Raw genomic sequence first — 15,031 nt, 5'->3', positions numbered from 1 at the left:
TTTTATATATTAAGTCTTATTATTTGTATTTTAAAAAAATATCCCTTATAAATAACGTGTAGAGAATTTTTAGGAGGGATAACATGTCCGAAGATTTATTAAACCGAACTGGTGCCAATATTTTAGTAGAAGCACTGCAAAAAAACGGTATTAAAAATGTATATGGTATTGTCGGAATTCCCGTAACTGATCTAGCAAGACTAATGGAATTACGTGGAATGAAATATTATGGTTTTAGAAGAGAAGATTCTGCTGTAAATGCTGCTGCGGGAGCAGGATTCTTGAATAAACAACCAGGAGTTGCTTTAACAGTTTCTGCTCCTGGATTCTTAAATGGTTTAACGGCCTTAGCTGAAGCAACTAAGAATTGTTTTCCATTAATTATGATTTCAGGATCATCAGAAAGACATATTATTGATTTATCACAAGGTGATTATGAAGGTTTAGATCAATATAATGCTGCTAAACCATTTTGTAAGAAGGCTTATCGTGTTGATCGTGCACAAGATGTTGGTTTAGCAGTTGCACGTGCAGTTCGTACTGCCGTATCTGGTCGTCCTGGTGGTGTTTACTTAGACTTGCCAGCAGATACAATTACACAATTGAACAATGCAACCGATCAAACTGATATGGGTATCTTTGCTCCAGTTGATCCAGCTCCAGCACAAGAACCTAGTGATGCAGCAATTCAAAGAGCAGTTGATTTAATCAAATCCGCTAAAAAGCCTTTGATGATTATCGGTAAAGGTGCTGCTTATGATCGTGCTGAAAAGCAACTACAAGAATTAGTTGATGCTACTGATATTCCATTTTTACCAATGTCAATGGCCAAAGGTGTTATCCCTGATGATAGTAAGCATTCTGCCGCAGCAGCTCGTTCACTTTCACTAAAGAATGCTGATGTAGTAATCTTAGTTGGTGCTCGTTTGAACTGGATGCTTTCTTATGGTGATGCACCAGAATTCAATCCAAATGCTAAATTTATTCAATTAGACATTGATGCAACTCAATTTGATTCTTCACAAAAAATTGACGCTCCTTTACAAGGAGATATTCAATCAATTTTGAATAAATTAGTTCCTGCTATTAAGGAAACTAACTATAAAGTAGATTCAGCTTGGCTTGATGCAATTGCAGCAGATACAACCAAGAATGATGCAAAATTTGCTCAAAGAATTGAAAAGGGTAAGACCAAACCTGAATTTGGCTTCTATGCTGCAATTGATCCAATTAAGGAATACTTCGAGCAGCATCCTGAAACTTACTTAGTTAGTGAAGGTGCTAATACTTTAGATATTGGTCGTGACATGATTGGAATGCAATTACCTCGTCACCGCCTTGATACTGGTACCTGGGGTGTAATGGGTGTTGGTATGGGTTATGCCATTGCCACTGCTATTGAAACTGGTAAACCAGTAGTTGCCCTTGAAGGTGATAGTGCCTTTGGCTTTGACGGGATGGAAATTGAAACTATTTGTCGTTACCACTTACCAATTACGATTGTCATTCTAAACAATGGTGGTATTTACAATGGTATTGACAAGGTTGTACCAGATCAACCAGGTCCAACCCAACTTGATCCAACTGCTCATTATGATTTACTAGCTAAAGCCTTTGGTGGAGATAATTACTTTGTAACTAATTATGAAGAAATGAAGGAGACCTTTGCTAAGGCTGTTGCTTCAGGTAAACCAAATATTATTAACGTTCAATTAGACCCAGCCATGGGTAAAGAATCAGGTCATATTGGTAACCTCAACCCAAAGTTGAATCTTGAACCACTTGAAGAAAAAGAAAGTGTAGATAAAAATGACTAAAGAACCAAATAACAAGAATATTGAAAATGAAACTAATGAGTATGCACCTTTAAAAGGGATTAAAGTTGTGGACTGGACTCAAGTTCAATCAGGTCCCTCATGTACCCAATTATTAGCATGGCTTGGTGCGGACGTTATTAAGATTGAACGTACCAATACTGGTGACCCAACTAGAAATGAATTACTTGATATTGCAGATTCATGGAGTGTTTACTTCTTACAATTGAATGCTAACAAGAAGTCATTAACTTTGGATATTAAGGCACCAGAAGGAAAGAAGATCATGTACGATCTTTTGAAAGATGCCGATGTCTTTGTTGAAAATATCAAACCAGGTGCTGCTGAAAAAGCTGGCTATGGTTGGGATACTCTTCACAAGTTAAACCCAAGATTAATCTATGCTTCATTAAAGGGATTCAACCAAGGCTCACGTTTTGCTAATGTTAAGGCCTTTGAACCAGTAGCCCAATCAGCTGGTGGTTCAGCAACTGCAACAGGTTGGAATGAAGGTAAATTTAATGTGCCTACCCAATCTGCTGCCGCACTTGGTGACTCAAACTCAGGTATGCACTTAACTATCGGTATTTTAGCTGCACTTCTTCAACGTGAACATACTGGTGAAGGTACTTTTGTTTACCAATCAATGCAAGATGCAGTTTTGAACTTATGTCGTATCAAATTGCGTGACCAAATTATGCTTGATAACTTAGGTGCACTTCCTCACTACGCTGTATATCCTAACTTCAAGTGGGGCAAAGCAATTCCACGTGCTGAGAACACTGAAGGTGGTCAAGTTATCGGTTGGACTTACAAGGCTAAAGGTTGGGAAACTGATCCAAATGCTTATGTATATATTGTTGTTCAAAACAGTAACAAGAGCTGGGAAACTATTGCTAACACCATGGGTCACCCAGAATGGGCAACTGATCCTAGATTTAGTGATTGGGAACACCGTCAATTACACAAGCAAGAATTATACCCATTAATTGAATCTTACACTAAGAATTATGATAAGTTTGAATTAACTAAGAAGCTTGGTGCAGTTGGTATTCCAGTCGGTCCTATTCTTGATTGGCACGAATTGGAAAATGACCCTGACTTAAACTCAGATGGAACTATTGTTACTATTGATCAAGGTGGTAACCGTGGTACGTTTAAGACAATTGGTATGCCATTCACCTTATCAAACTACAAACCAGTTTATAATGCTGCACCAAACTTAGGTGAAAATAATAAAGAAATTTTATCTTCACTTGGCTATGATCCAGATCAAATTGAGGAGTTAGTTGAAAAGGGTGTAATTTCTAAAGAAAAGGCTCCATCTAACCCAAGAACTCAAGTTATTAAGGGCGAAGAATAAACATTATTGAATTTAAAAATAGATCTAACTGTTGGGTTAGGTCTATTTTTTGTTATGATAAAATGACTATATCAAAAGCAATGCAAGGAGAAGAAAAATTAATGACTAGTAATTATGAAATTAAGAGAGTATCTCTTAATAATCTGCAAGATTTACAAAAAATCTCTCGTTTAACTTTTGCCCAAACTTTTGGTGCCGAAAATAGTGAGGCTGACCTAAATAAGTATTTAGATGAGGCCTATGCCTCAGAAAAATTAACGCAGGAAATTGAGAATCCGAATAGCGAATTCTATTTTATTAAGGTTGATAACGAAGTAGCAGGTTATCTTAAAGTTAATGAATTTGATGCACAAACAGAAGAGGTCGATCCTGACGCTTTGGAAATAGAAAGAATCTACTTGGATAATAAGTTTCAACATCAGGGTTTAGGATTAGCTTTAATTCAATTAGCTGAGAAAATTGCCCATGATAAAAATAAAAAGAAAATGTGGTTAGGTGTTTGGGAGAAAAATTATAATGCCCAAAAGTTTTATGAAAAAGATGGCTTTAAGAGATTCAGTGAGCATACTTTTGTAGTTGGTAATGATAAACAAACGGACTATATTTTAGTGAAAACTTTAGTATAAAGAAAATGCAGTGCATTTAAGCACTGCATTTTTTGTATACCTTTATAAAATTGGTGCAAGTAATCTTGAAAAGTACTCTTTAAATTTATGCCACCAAGATTGCTTGTCAAAGTATTCATTAGTTAAAAGGGTAGATTCTAAAATATCATTTTCAAAAATTTGTTTTAACTTAGTATTTAACTCTTCATCATAACAAATTGCATTTGCCTCAAAGTTTAACTCATAACTTCTAAAATCTTGATTAGCCGATCCAACAGAAGCAATATTGGAACCACTAACCATAGTTTTGGCATGGATAAAGCCGTTATTATACTTGTAAACTTTAACACCATTGCGGGTTAAGTATTTTGCATAATATTCAGTTGCACGGTAAACAAAAGCATGGTCAGGCATACAAGGAATCATGACACGTACATCAATCCCACTCTTAGCTGCAATAATTAGAGCTTCTAAGATTGGATCACCAGGAATTAAATATGGAGTTTGAATATAAACATATTCCTTAGCTTTAGCAATAATTTCTTCATAAGCACGGCGAAGAGCAAAGTTTTGACTATCTGGACCAGAAGAAACAATTTGCATTGGAACAAGATTAGGATCGTTACTTGGTTCTACTAAAGTAAAATTATCTATTTCTTGATCTAGATTAAACTTAGGTAGCTTTGATTTACGACAACTAGTATTCCAGTCCATGGCAAATCTTACTTCCATCATGACTGCAGCTTGTCCAACGACACGTAAGTGGGTATCCCGCCAGTGACCAAATTTTTTACTTTTATCGACATATTGGTCACCAATATTAAAACCACCAATGTAACCAATTTTATGATCAATAATAACTAATTTACGGTGAAGGTGGTAATTAAAACGTGGAGAGGTCCAGAATTTATTGCCGGCAGTTGAGATGAATGGTTGTGCTTCACCTTGATATTTTCTTAAAGGATCAAAGAATTTTGGTTTGGTTCCGCGTGAGCCGCTGGCATCGTAAAGAACTCTAACTTTGACCCCACGTTTAGCCGCCTTAACTAATGCATCTAGCATACGATTACCGAGTTCATCATCGTAAAAGGTATAAAATTCGATATCAATTGTTTTTTGGGCTTGCTTAATATTTTCAATGATATTCTCAAATAAGTTTTCACCATTAATAAAGGTTTGAACTTGATTATTAAATGTAAGAATAGCACTATCATTTGCTAAATTAAGTTCAACCAGCCGACGGGTACGGTTACTACTTTCAGCATTAGGAAGTAAATCGTGCTTTCTTAATAATGCTTGTTGTCTTTTTAGAAAATGATTTTGAAATTTTTTTTGTTCTTTTTGTAAACTGAAAATATCATCATGTGATAATTGACGACCAGTAAGTAAATAAAAAACCAATCCCACATAAGGGAAAACCGTTAAAACTAATAACCAGGCCCAAGTAGAAGCAATATCTCGTTGGCTTCTAAAAATGGTCCAAATGGCAATGGCATCGTTGATTAACCATAAAACTTCGATTGTTCGTCTAATTATATCCCAAGTTAATACCATAAAAGGCTCCTTTTTTAATATGTTAACTTAATTATTCTAGCATAAATTAGAAGTAATTGATTTGAACCTAAATTTTAAATTGTAATATTATCTTTGGCCGAAATGTGATAATTTAGAAATACAATTTTGGGAGGAGAGTTTCATAATGTCAATTTTAGAAACACCATATTTAAACTTATTAAAAGAAATTATGACGACAGGCAATGATCGTTCTGATCGCACGGGGACGGGGACTAAAAGTATTTTTGGTGCACAAATGCGATTTGATTTACAAGCAGGTTTTCCCATTATTACTACCAAAAAGGTTCCTTTCGGTCTGATTAAAAGTGAACTCTTATGGTTCTTAAGAGGAGATACCAATATTCGTTTTTTATTAGCACATCATAATCATATCTGGGATGAATGGGCTTTTAAAAGTTGGATTGAAAGTAGTGATTATACTGGCCCTGATATGACTGACTTTGGTTTGCGTAGTGAATCGGATCCAGAATTTAAACAAGTTTATCTAGAAGAAAAGAAAAAATTTGATCAGAAAATTTTAAATGATGATGTTTTTGCCAAAAAATATGGTGAATTAGGTAATGTTTATGGAGCGCAATGGCGCCATTGGCAAACTCGTAATGGCAAGTTTATTGATCAAATTCAAAATGTTATAGAAGAAATTAAAAATAATCCTACTTCCAGAAGATTAATTGTAACAGCTTGGAATCCCGAGGATATTCCTAGTGCTGCATTACCACCATGTCATGTTCTCTTTCAATTTTATGTAAATGATAATCGTTTGAGTTTACAACTGTATCAACGTTCAGGAGATATGTTTTTAGGGATACCATTTAATATTGCCAGTTATGCGCTCTTGGTCCATTTAATTGCTCGTGAAACTGGGTTAAAAGTAGGAGATTTTATTCATACCTTAGGGGATGCTCACATTTATCATAATCATTTTGAACAAGTGCAAGAATTACTTACTCGAAAACCTTATGATGCACCTAAATTATGGTTAAATCCCGAGAAAAACAAAATTATGGATTTTGAAATGACCGATATTAAGTTGATTGATTATAAGCATCACTCAACGATTAAAGCACCAGTAGCAGTTTAAGGAGAACTAGATGATTAGTTATGTGTGGGCAGAAGATAAGCGCGGAAATATAGGTTATCAAGGTAGGCTTCCTTGGCATTTGCCAGCTGATTTGCACCATTTTAAAAAATTAACGCTTAATCATCCCATAATTATGGGACGCAAAACTTTTGCCAGTCTACCTGGAATCTTGCCAAATAGGGTGCATATAGTACTAACTCATGATCAAGCTTTAAAGGAAAAGTATCAGGAAAATAATAAAGTTTTGATTTTTAATGAGTTAACTGATTTAAAAAAATGGATTGCTCAACAAGATCAAGAAGTGGTCGTGATTGGTGGAGCAAGTTTATTTAAAGAATTTAGTGATCAGGTTGATATTTTACATCGCACAGTAATTCATAGTGAATTTAAGGGGGATGTCCAAATGCCCAAGCTGGATTATGGAAAATTCACTTTGATGAATCAGGAAGATTTTAAAGCTGATGATAAAAATAAATATTCTTATTCATTTTTAGATTATCAACGTAAATAAAAAGGGCTTTACTGTTAGTTTTCTTTTAACAGTAAAGTCCTTTTTGTAACCATTAACTATTTATTTTTCATAATGGGTTGATAGAACAAATCAATAATAATTGCGGCAATTAAAGCAACTAAAATAGTTAAACCTAAGTTTGCCCAAGTAATTTGAGTCATTGCTAAGCCAAATAAAGCAAGAGCAAAGGTAATCACGACATCAATAATCTGAACTGTATAAACTAGTCGTGAAGGTGCAGATTGCCAGAAGAATTTCTTCGTACGGGTAATCAATACAAGGAACATCGCACTAAGCACGAGGTAAACATAAACCATCGTTGAAACCACACCTTGAGTATAGCCGTGAGCAATTAAGTACCACACAAAACCAAAACCAATAATGGTCCAACCGGCAGCTAATGAAAAGGCAATTTTAGCAAGTTTGGCCATATTCCAGCTTTCTGGCTTGTAAGTTACATGAGCATTATCAGTACCAATCATCATCGTTACCATATTGTTCATAATAGTATAAATAACCATAGCGTTTAAGGCCATTGGAATATAGTTGAAGATAAGGTAGGCAAAAGTTAGTAACATGGTCAATTCAGCAGTACGGGCAAGTTTAGTTAATGACCAAGTAGTCATTCTTTGGTAAACTCGGTGACCTGCATCAAGGATATTAACGATTGGAGTTAATCCATCTTCAAGTAATACCATTTTTCCACTCTTTTTGGCCATGTCGGCAGCATTAGCAACAGCAATACCAACTTCAGCTTGTTTAAGAGCAGGGGCATCGTTAACTCCATCCCCAGTCATTCCGACAATATAACCATCTTGTTGGAAAATTTTGACCATTCTAAGTTTATCTTCTGGTAAAACATCTGCAATACCGGCTAAATCATTGACATCAGTTTGATCGTTAAAGTCTTTAATAGAAATAACTTTACCTTTTAAGCCAACTTCTTTAGCAACCGCAGCAGCCGTTCTTTGGTTATCACCAGTTAACATAATTGGTTTAATACCACGACGTTTTAATTCTTCTAAAGCGGCTTTAGAATCAGAACGAACCTTATCTTGTAAGATAAAAATTCCAGCTAACTTATCATTAATTAAGGCTGCAACTGAACGACCGGCACCAAAATCAATTTTGGCTGCTTCTTGATCAGCGTTTTTATCAATTAAAGATAACTGTTTAAATGAACCAAGTTTAACATTATAACCATCAACTTCGGCCATTGAATAACCAGTATTTGAAGTAAATGGAGTAAATTTGGTTGGAGTTAAAGCCTTGATATGGTTGGCAGCTAAGTAATCGTCGATAGCAGTATCAATAATACCAGGACTACGTTTATCAGTTGCTGCACCAATCAAAGCCAAAACCTTATCATTATCTAAATTAGAAAAGTTTTTCCAAGATGAAACAGCAGTCTTATTTTCAGTAATTGTACCAGTTTTATCTAATAATAATAGGTTTAAGTTGGCTGCATCTTGGATACCAGTTAAGTCAGAAGTTAAAACACCTTCCTTACTCAAACGAGTTGCTTCAAATGAATTTGAAAGAGCAAAAGTTGAAGGCATCGCAACTGGAATTGAAGCAATAAACATCATGGCTAAGAATGGTAACATTTCGATGACATTTTGACCACGAATCAAAGCAGCAATAATTAAGATTAATGTCAAAACTCCGTCTAAAAGGCAAAGGTAGTAAATAATCTTAGTTAATAATTGTTGTAAGTGACCAGGGGCAGCAGAATTGTTAATCAAGTTAATGGTCTTACCAGAACGAGAATTGCTACCAGTAGCAGTAACGTAAGCTAACGCATCTCCGCTAACAACAGTTGTACCAGCGTAGGCTGTATCACCGACATTTTTAGTTACTTCTTTTGATTCACCAGTAATTGATGATTCATCAACGGCAATTGAACCTTGGGCAATTTTAACGTCAGCTGCTAAAACATCTCCACGCTTTAAACTGATTAAATCCCCAACAACTAAGTATTTTGAATTAACTTTTTTCCATTTACCACTACGTTTAACAGCAACAGTAGGGGTTAATTCATGAGAAATAGTGTTTAAAACACGACGTGATTTTTTCTTTTGGGTTGCTCCGTTAAAAGCAGCAAAAAGTAACATTAGTAAAACGAATAAAGACTGAATCCATTTGCCTAAGATACATTCCAAAATAAGAGCTGCTTCTAGGATCCAAGCCGATAAGTTCCAGAGTTTAGACATGAATTCCTTAAAGAAATTGAATTCGGGTTCCGGAACTTCATTTAGGCCATCTTTTTTAAGACGAGCTTCAGCTTCGGCTTCAGTGAGTCCCTGAAGTTCTTTTTCTTCCATAAATATACCTCCTATAATTATGTACTGTTTAAGTGTAGCGCAGTTTAAGGAATTAGGGTATAGGGGAGAGAAAAATAATGAATTGCTTTAATTAATCAAAAATATTCTAGGTATAGAATAATTTATTATCCTTCTAAATAGTGCTTTAATAAAATTGTGTTACGGAAGGAGAAAACAATGAAAAATAAAAAAGATGGATACTTAGAATTAGTTGATCCTAAACCTTTAATCAATACTTTTGCACCTTGGTTACTAGGTATTTTATATACTTTATATAACTACCATTTGTTTAACCTATGGTTGAGTATTGAAATGTTAATAGCTTCTGCATTCTTGCAGTTAGCTTTAAATCTGAATGATGATTTTTGGGATAATCGTAGATCAGAAGCCTTGGGTATTGATGATCCACAAAATCCTATTAATACCTATGATTTAAGTAAGAAAGTAGTTTTAAGTTTAATTCTTAGTTTCTTGGCTATCTCAATGGTGTTTGCTTTTGCAATAGGGTTTCAAACTAATTTGATTATTTGGTTAGTTGGTATTTTTTGTTATAGCGTGGCTATTGGTTATTCAACGGGAAGACATTCAATTTCTGGAACACCTTTTGGAGAAGGATTATCAGGAATTGCCATGGGATTTGGAATCTTTTTCGTTACAGCTTTCTTAAATATCAATCATGTTTTGCCTTTAGATTGGAACTTTACTTGGAAAGCAATCTTAGCTTCTGGAGTAGGAGTGGCATGTACTTTTAATTTATTGCTTGCTAATAATATTTGTGATGCCCAACCTGATATTGAACATGGTCGTCATACGATTGTTAGTTATCTCGGTGTTAAAAATAGTTGCTGGTTAATGGCAATTGTTTATCTAGCCGGCTACATCGCATCCATTTTTGCTACGATTGTTGGTTGTATTCCTTGGACCGTATTAATTATTGAATTCTTATTATTGCCTTACTTGATTAAACAAGTTCGCTTTATTTTCCAGAAACAGAGTAAACAAATCTCATTTATTAAAATCTTGAACACTAATATTTTATTATCTTTTGGACAAATATTAGGTTTAGTCATTTGGCTATTAGTTTAATTTATTCCAATAATATTTTACTGATTACTATTTTTGATTAAAATATAAGGTATTCTTTCGAAAAAATTGGAGGATACTGGAATGAAAAAGTTGATTGGAATTTTTTTAGGATTAATATTTCTAACGGGTTGTGCCCATAAGAATGAAGTTCAAACATCTCAGTCTAGTTCAAAATCTACTTCGGTTCATAGAAGTAATTCAAAGTCTACTTCGAAAATTGATTTAACTAAGAAATATAAGAATTTAAAACTTATGACAATTCCCTCAGAATTTTATGGAACTTGGTGGCGTAGTGATCAATTTTCTAAAAGGGCCCGGAGTTTAAAGATTGATGCTCATACAGTAAATGGATCTGTAGTTTATTATCAGACTAAACCATTCAGACGTGATCATAATTCTGAAAAACTAAATAAAGAATATCCTGGCGATCTTTCCATCGGTGAAGTAACTAATTTAGATAATCGGTCCGCATTACGTGTGTGGGATATCTTAGGAACAGTAGATTTAGTATATTTGAAGGGAACATTCAATGGAAATGAAGTCCTGTATTTGGCTTATTCGTCTGGAGATATTCATGGGGCTTTGTTTAAGGATCCAAAGTTAGCTATAAAATATCGTAATTATCCCTTTGATGAGATTAAATAAAAAAGAAGCATATCATTTAATATGCTTCTTTTTTATTAGTATTAATAGCTTATTTTACGCGACCAATTTCATCGCGAACTTTGATGTTTGATGAACCGAGACTTGGCTCTTGCCCATGTAAGTTAAAGTCAACATCAACACCTGGTCTAAATAAGAGAACATGCGTAGACCCACCAAAGTGGAAGATACCTAATTGATCACCTTTATTTACATGTTGACCAACTTTAACTGTAATTTCATTACCTGAAACTTCAGCCATTCCTACTGCTACGAAGGCCATTAAACCAATCTTAGGATTATCAGCTTGAATGAAGATAACTGCACGTGAAGCAGTTTGAGTAATGTAAGCTTGAGAATCATTTGGAGCTGCAGGATCGGGTCCATCAGGATTTGCAAAACCTTGGTTAAGAGTTTCGGAGTAGTAAGATCCGTAAAGATTATATGCTTTAACAATTTTGCCACTAACTGGACTGTTCCATCTGTGATAACTTAAGGCACTTAAAAAGGCTTGATATAAGGTACCACCAACGAATTCATCGGTTAAAGGATCATTATGAAGTAAATCAACTAATGAATATGGTTGTCCTTTAATCCAGAATTTTGCTTTTTTAGGTAAATTACGTGCAACACGATATGGAGCAGATTCACAAGCATTAGCAATAGAATCTGGGTCATCTGGATTTGCTACTGGTCTAATACCTGGATTAAAGGTGCGAGTAAAGAATTCATCCCATGACTTAAAACCATAATTATTGTTAATATCATCGTTTGGCGTCTTAAAAATGGTTCTAAAATCATCACCATAAGCAGCACCTTCCATGCTCTTTAAGGCTTCATCACTTAACCAACCATTTTTTGAACGGTTAAGTACATAAGTTGAATCCGGACCTTGTAAAAACTTACCCCAGTAATCTAAGATAGCACGTAGTTTTTCATTAACACGTGGATCCATAAATGCTACGTAACCAGCCTTAGTTGCCATTGGCCAGTCTAAAATAGCGTTGATTGGAAAACCTACTAAACCCGTAGTATTAAATTCTGGTGCTCGATGCATAATACGGTTTAAGGTTCTAAGCATTTGACGATAGTCATGGATGGCTGGAGTACCCATTGGTGTATCTTTATATTTTAAAGGTACTTCATCAAACATCATGTGGAATAAATTCCAAAGAGTATGATCATTTTCGATCAAATCCTTAAAATCTTGAATAGGAGGGAGAAGTTCTTGATTTTCTTCTTCTTCAGCTTCTTTTAGAACTTTTTTCATCCATTTATTGTAAAATTCTTGGTCACTTGGAAGCCATTGACCAACATTAAATTTTTCATTTTGTTTCATAATTCTTTTCCTTTATTAATTAAAAAGTAATTTTCTTTGTAATTAAGAGATAAATAGAAATAACGGCTAAAATACATAAAGCAATTGCTAAAACCGCTTCCCACTTAGTAAAGATATGTTTATCACCGTCAGGATTTTCTTTTCTCGCAATCCAGAAGAAGATAATTCCTACTGCATATATAATGGTGGAAATTAATAAATAATTTAATCCAGCGGCATATAGTAGCCACAGACAATAGACAGTAGATAAAATACCTATAAATAAACTCTTGTGTCGTTTGGCAGAATCATTATTAAAGATTTCTTTTTTCTGCGCAATTTTCCATAAGTACATTGAACTTAATAAATAACATGGCAAAATTAATACACCAGTAATATCAATTGCTGCTAAGTATACATTATTAGCTGTAACAACCAATAACATGAATAAACTCATTAAAACACTTGAAATATAAAGTGATACACTAGGTACCTTCTTTTTATTTTCACGTGCAAAGAATGATGGTAAAACATTACCTTTAGCGGCGGCATATGGTAATTGTGCCATCATAACAGTCCAAGCGATCCAAGAACCACCGACAGAAATGATAACTGAAATAGTAACGAAGTCAATGAACCAAGGACCAAGCAAGTTCTTCAATAAGTATGCTGTTGAAGGATCAGTTAGAGTTGAAAGGTGTGGTTGGTGGTAAATTCCGTAAGCCACAATGCTGACCAAAACATAGGCAATCAATGATGTAAGGTAACCAATCACAGTGGCTTTACCGACATCTGACTTCTTTTTAGCGTGGTTAGAAATTACAACTGCACCTTCAATACCGATAAAACACCATAGAGTTACCAACATAGGTGCCTTAACTTGACTCATAAAGTTTCCAAGGTGTAGGCCTTGTCCCCAGAATCCCCAGAAAAATGTTGGGAAACGGAAGAAGATAATCATACAGATTAAAATAATAGCAATACTGATAAACTTAATTATCACAGTAATGTTATTAACAAAAGTTGCTTCCTTTACACCATTAAGAACTAAGAAGTTGTAAATCCAAATTAATACGATACCAAAGATAACTGTTGGCCATTGGTGTTTAAGCAAAACTGGGAAGTAACGACCGAAAGAATCGTTAAGCATAACTGCATATGCAACATTTCCTGTAATTGCTTCAATCCAATAACCCCAGGCTGAATTAAAACCTACATATCTACCAAATCCAGCACGAGCATATGAATAGATACCAATGTTTAAGTCTGGACGCTGTTCGGCTAAGATTTTAAAAGTATAGGCTAATCCCATCATACCTATTCCCGTTAAAACCCAGGCAATGATTACTGCACCTAGAGAAGATGAGGCAGCCATATTTTGAGGAATATCGAAAATTCCTCCTCCGATCATTGCTCCAACAACCATTGCAATTAGACCGAATAGTCCAATTTTTCTACTTTTTGATTGTGTCATTTTTTTCCTCTTTTATGTTGTTTAAATTTTGTTGTTACCTATATTTCGCAGGCTAAGGTAAAAATATCTCAGTTTGTGTTATAGTTTGAGCGCTCGGTGTAACAATCAATATAAAAATACAACTTGGGGGGGTAAAAAAGCAAACTATAAACCTTGAAATAATTGAATTTGGATAAATGGGACTTGAAAAAATAAAAAAATTAGATGAAAAATTTTAAAGTGTAAATAAAAAAACTTCTCTAATACTTTTGTGTACTGGAGGAGTTTTTTAATCTAATTTTTCAATAATTTCATCTAAATCCGCTTTTCCATCGGAAAAAAGTGAAACTTTTCTTACAAATTGTTTATCGAGTTTTTTGATAAATAATTCATCATTATTTTTTATTTTTTGCTTAGCTAAAGATAAAGGTAGGATTGTGATTAAATCGGAAATAGCTACTAAAGCTAACCGTGATTCAACAAAATCGACTTCATAAATTTCTGGAAGTTCAAGTTCTTCTTCCGAAAAAATATTAACTAAACGATCATGAACCGGACATAAACGGGGATGCATAATAAATTTTAATTGTTGGAGGTCTTTTGAAGTAAGAATCTCTTTTTTGCTATCTTTTAAAAACTCATTGTGCTTAGAATACAGCAATACATAGGGCTCACGATATAATTCTTTTTCTTCATAATCTTTAGTAAGTAATCTTTTAAATGGACTGTCTAAGAAAATTAAATCTAAATTATCTTCATTAAAGGGAGTAATTAAATCCATTACTTCATTAGATAATTTAAGGCTTCGCGCATTAAAGAGAGCTTTTTTAAAGAAGTTAGGATACCAAATAGATGCAATATTATCTAAAGCACCAATACGGAGCTTTTTAAGAGGAACGCTATTGTTTTCCACTTGATGGAGAGCTTGGAAATCATTTAAAACAAGTTTAGCTTTTTGATAAAATTCTTTTCCCGCTGGCGTTAAAGTCATTCCTGAACTAGATCGTTCAAATAATTTAGTACTAAAGTAACTTTCAAGCTGCTTTATTTTTTTACTAATAGCTGGTTGAGAAAGTAGAAGAATTTCACTACTTTTATTGATACTTTTTTGCTCACTTACAACAATAAAAACTTGTAATAAATCAATATTCAAAGAATCAATCATGGCTGCACCTACTTATTATTAGTTAGTTAACGATTTGTTATACCCCATATTCTACATTGTTTATTCCCAAAAATAAATAATCCGGCTAAGATAA

The 15,031-nt window shown here is 34.2% G+C and carries 12 protein-coding genes; 7 read left to right on the top strand and 5 right to left on the bottom strand.

Features of this window, described 5'->3' with window-relative positions; all coding sequences use genetic code 11:
- The first annotated feature begins 83 nt into the window (after positions 1-83).
- The 3 genes from oxc (at position 84) to LrDSM24759_RS05350 (ending at position 3,803) form a co-directional block, all read left to right on the top strand.
- Positions 84-1,817, top strand: a complete 1,734-nt coding sequence (gene oxc / locus LrDSM24759_RS05360) for an oxalyl-CoA decarboxylase (RefSeq protein ID WP_117118464.1) — start codon at positions 84-86, stop codon at positions 1,815-1,817.
- A complete protein-coding gene (gene frc, locus LrDSM24759_RS05355; RefSeq protein WP_170133362.1) occupies positions 1,810-3,177 on the top strand; it encodes a formyl-CoA transferase in 1,368 nt (455 codons plus the stop codon). The genes oxc and frc overlap by 8 nt, the downstream gene beginning before the upstream one ends.
- A gap of 101 nt (positions 3,178-3,278) precedes the next feature.
- A complete protein-coding gene (locus LrDSM24759_RS05350) occupies positions 3,279-3,803 on the top strand; it encodes a GNAT family N-acetyltransferase (protein ID WP_117118463.1) in 525 nt (174 codons plus the stop codon).
- Positions 3,804-3,845: 42 nt separating this feature from the next.
- On the opposite strand, the gene cls is transcribed toward LrDSM24759_RS05350, so the two are convergent.
- Entirely contained in the window at positions 3,846-5,336 is a 1,491-nt protein-coding gene (gene cls / locus LrDSM24759_RS05345; protein ID WP_117118462.1) for a cardiolipin synthase, read from the bottom strand.
- A 145-nt stretch (positions 5,337-5,481) separates the two neighbouring features.
- Here cls and LrDSM24759_RS05340 point away from each other — a divergent pair, with 145 nt between their 5' ends.
- Both LrDSM24759_RS05340 and LrDSM24759_RS05335 read left to right on the top strand, forming a co-directional pair.
- Entirely contained in the window at positions 5,482-6,438 is a 957-nt protein-coding gene (locus LrDSM24759_RS05340) for a thymidylate synthase (RefSeq protein ID WP_117118461.1), read from the top strand.
- A gap of 10 nt (positions 6,439-6,448) precedes the next feature.
- Positions 6,449-6,949, top strand: coding sequence for a dihydrofolate reductase (locus LrDSM24759_RS05335; RefSeq protein ID WP_117118460.1), 501 nt, complete (start codon positions 6,449-6,451; stop codon positions 6,947-6,949).
- Between the two features lie 56 nt (positions 6,950-7,005).
- On the opposite strand, the gene LrDSM24759_RS05330 is transcribed toward LrDSM24759_RS05335, so the two are convergent.
- Positions 7,006-9,273: an HAD-IC family P-type ATPase gene (locus LrDSM24759_RS05330; RefSeq protein ID WP_117118459.1), complete on the bottom strand. Its 2,268-nt coding sequence runs from the start codon at positions 9,271-9,273 to the stop codon at positions 7,006-7,008.
- 177 nt (positions 9,274-9,450) lie between these two features.
- Here LrDSM24759_RS05330 and LrDSM24759_RS05325 point away from each other — a divergent pair, with 177 nt between their 5' ends.
- Positions 9,451-10,359 (top strand): UbiA family prenyltransferase, encoded by a 909-nt coding sequence (locus LrDSM24759_RS05325; RefSeq protein ID WP_117118458.1) that lies wholly within the window; start codon positions 9,451-9,453, stop codon positions 10,357-10,359.
- Positions 10,360-10,440: 81 nt separating this feature from the next.
- Positions 10,441-11,004 carry a hypothetical protein gene (locus tag LrDSM24759_RS05320; RefSeq protein WP_117118457.1) on the top strand — a complete coding sequence of 188 codons (564 nt, stop codon included), beginning with the start codon at positions 10,441-10,443 and terminating at the stop codon, positions 11,002-11,004.
- A gap of 49 nt (positions 11,005-11,053) precedes the next feature.
- On the opposite strand, the gene LrDSM24759_RS05315 is transcribed toward LrDSM24759_RS05320, so the two are convergent.
- The 3 genes from LrDSM24759_RS05315 to LrDSM24759_RS05305 form a co-directional block, all read right to left on the bottom strand.
- On the bottom strand, positions 11,054-12,340 hold the full coding sequence (locus LrDSM24759_RS05315) for a phosphatidylserine decarboxylase family protein (RefSeq protein ID WP_117118456.1): 1,287 nt from the start codon (positions 12,338-12,340) through the stop codon (positions 11,054-11,056).
- 19 nt (positions 12,341-12,359) lie between these two features.
- Complete coding sequence (locus tag LrDSM24759_RS05310) at positions 12,360-13,793, bottom strand: basic amino acid/polyamine antiporter (RefSeq protein ID WP_117118455.1); 1,434 nt, start codon at positions 13,791-13,793, stop codon at positions 12,360-12,362.
- Between the two features lie 268 nt (positions 13,794-14,061).
- Positions 14,062-14,937, bottom strand: a complete 876-nt coding sequence (locus LrDSM24759_RS05305; RefSeq protein WP_117118454.1) for a LysR family transcriptional regulator — start codon at positions 14,935-14,937, stop codon at positions 14,062-14,064.
- Positions 14,938-15,031 lie beyond the last annotated feature (94 nt).

The sequence above is a fragment of the Lactobacillus rodentium genome (assembly GCF_003423665.1).
Taxonomy (GTDB): domain Bacteria; phylum Bacillota; class Bacilli; order Lactobacillales; family Lactobacillaceae; genus Lactobacillus; species Lactobacillus rodentium.
This window is presented reverse-complemented; position numbering and strand designations above follow the sequence as displayed.

Coding starts and splice junctions, on each gene's coding strand:
- oxc (WP_117118464.1), top strand. CDS start 84: ATGTCCGAAGATTTATTAAACCGAACTGGTGCCAATATTTTAGTAGAA.
- frc (WP_170133362.1), top strand. CDS start 1,810: ATGACTAAAGAACCAAATAACAAGAATATTGAAAATGAAACTAATGAG.
- LrDSM24759_RS05350 (WP_117118463.1), top strand. CDS start 3,279: ATGACTAGTAATTATGAAATTAAGAGAGTATCTCTTAATAATCTGCAA.
- cls (WP_117118462.1), bottom strand. CDS start 5,336: ATGGTATTAACTTGGGATATAATTAGACGAACAATCGAAGTTTTATGG.
- LrDSM24759_RS05340 (WP_117118461.1), top strand. CDS start 5,482: ATGTCAATTTTAGAAACACCATATTTAAACTTATTAAAAGAAATTATG.
- LrDSM24759_RS05335 (WP_117118460.1), top strand. CDS start 6,449: ATGATTAGTTATGTGTGGGCAGAAGATAAGCGCGGAAATATAGGTTAT.
- LrDSM24759_RS05330 (WP_117118459.1), bottom strand. CDS start 9,273: ATGGAAGAAAAAGAACTTCAGGGACTCACTGAAGCCGAAGCTGAAGCT.
- LrDSM24759_RS05325 (WP_117118458.1), top strand. CDS start 9,451: ATGAAAAATAAAAAAGATGGATACTTAGAATTAGTTGATCCTAAACCT.
- LrDSM24759_RS05320 (WP_117118457.1), top strand. CDS start 10,441: ATGAAAAAGTTGATTGGAATTTTTTTAGGATTAATATTTCTAACGGGT.
- LrDSM24759_RS05315 (WP_117118456.1), bottom strand. CDS start 12,340: ATGAAACAAAATGAAAAATTTAATGTTGGTCAATGGCTTCCAAGTGAC.
- LrDSM24759_RS05310 (WP_117118455.1), bottom strand. CDS start 13,793: ATGACACAATCAAAAAGTAGAAAAATTGGACTATTCGGTCTAATTGCA.
- LrDSM24759_RS05305 (WP_117118454.1), bottom strand. CDS start 14,937: ATGATTGATTCTTTGAATATTGATTTATTACAAGTTTTTATTGTTGTA.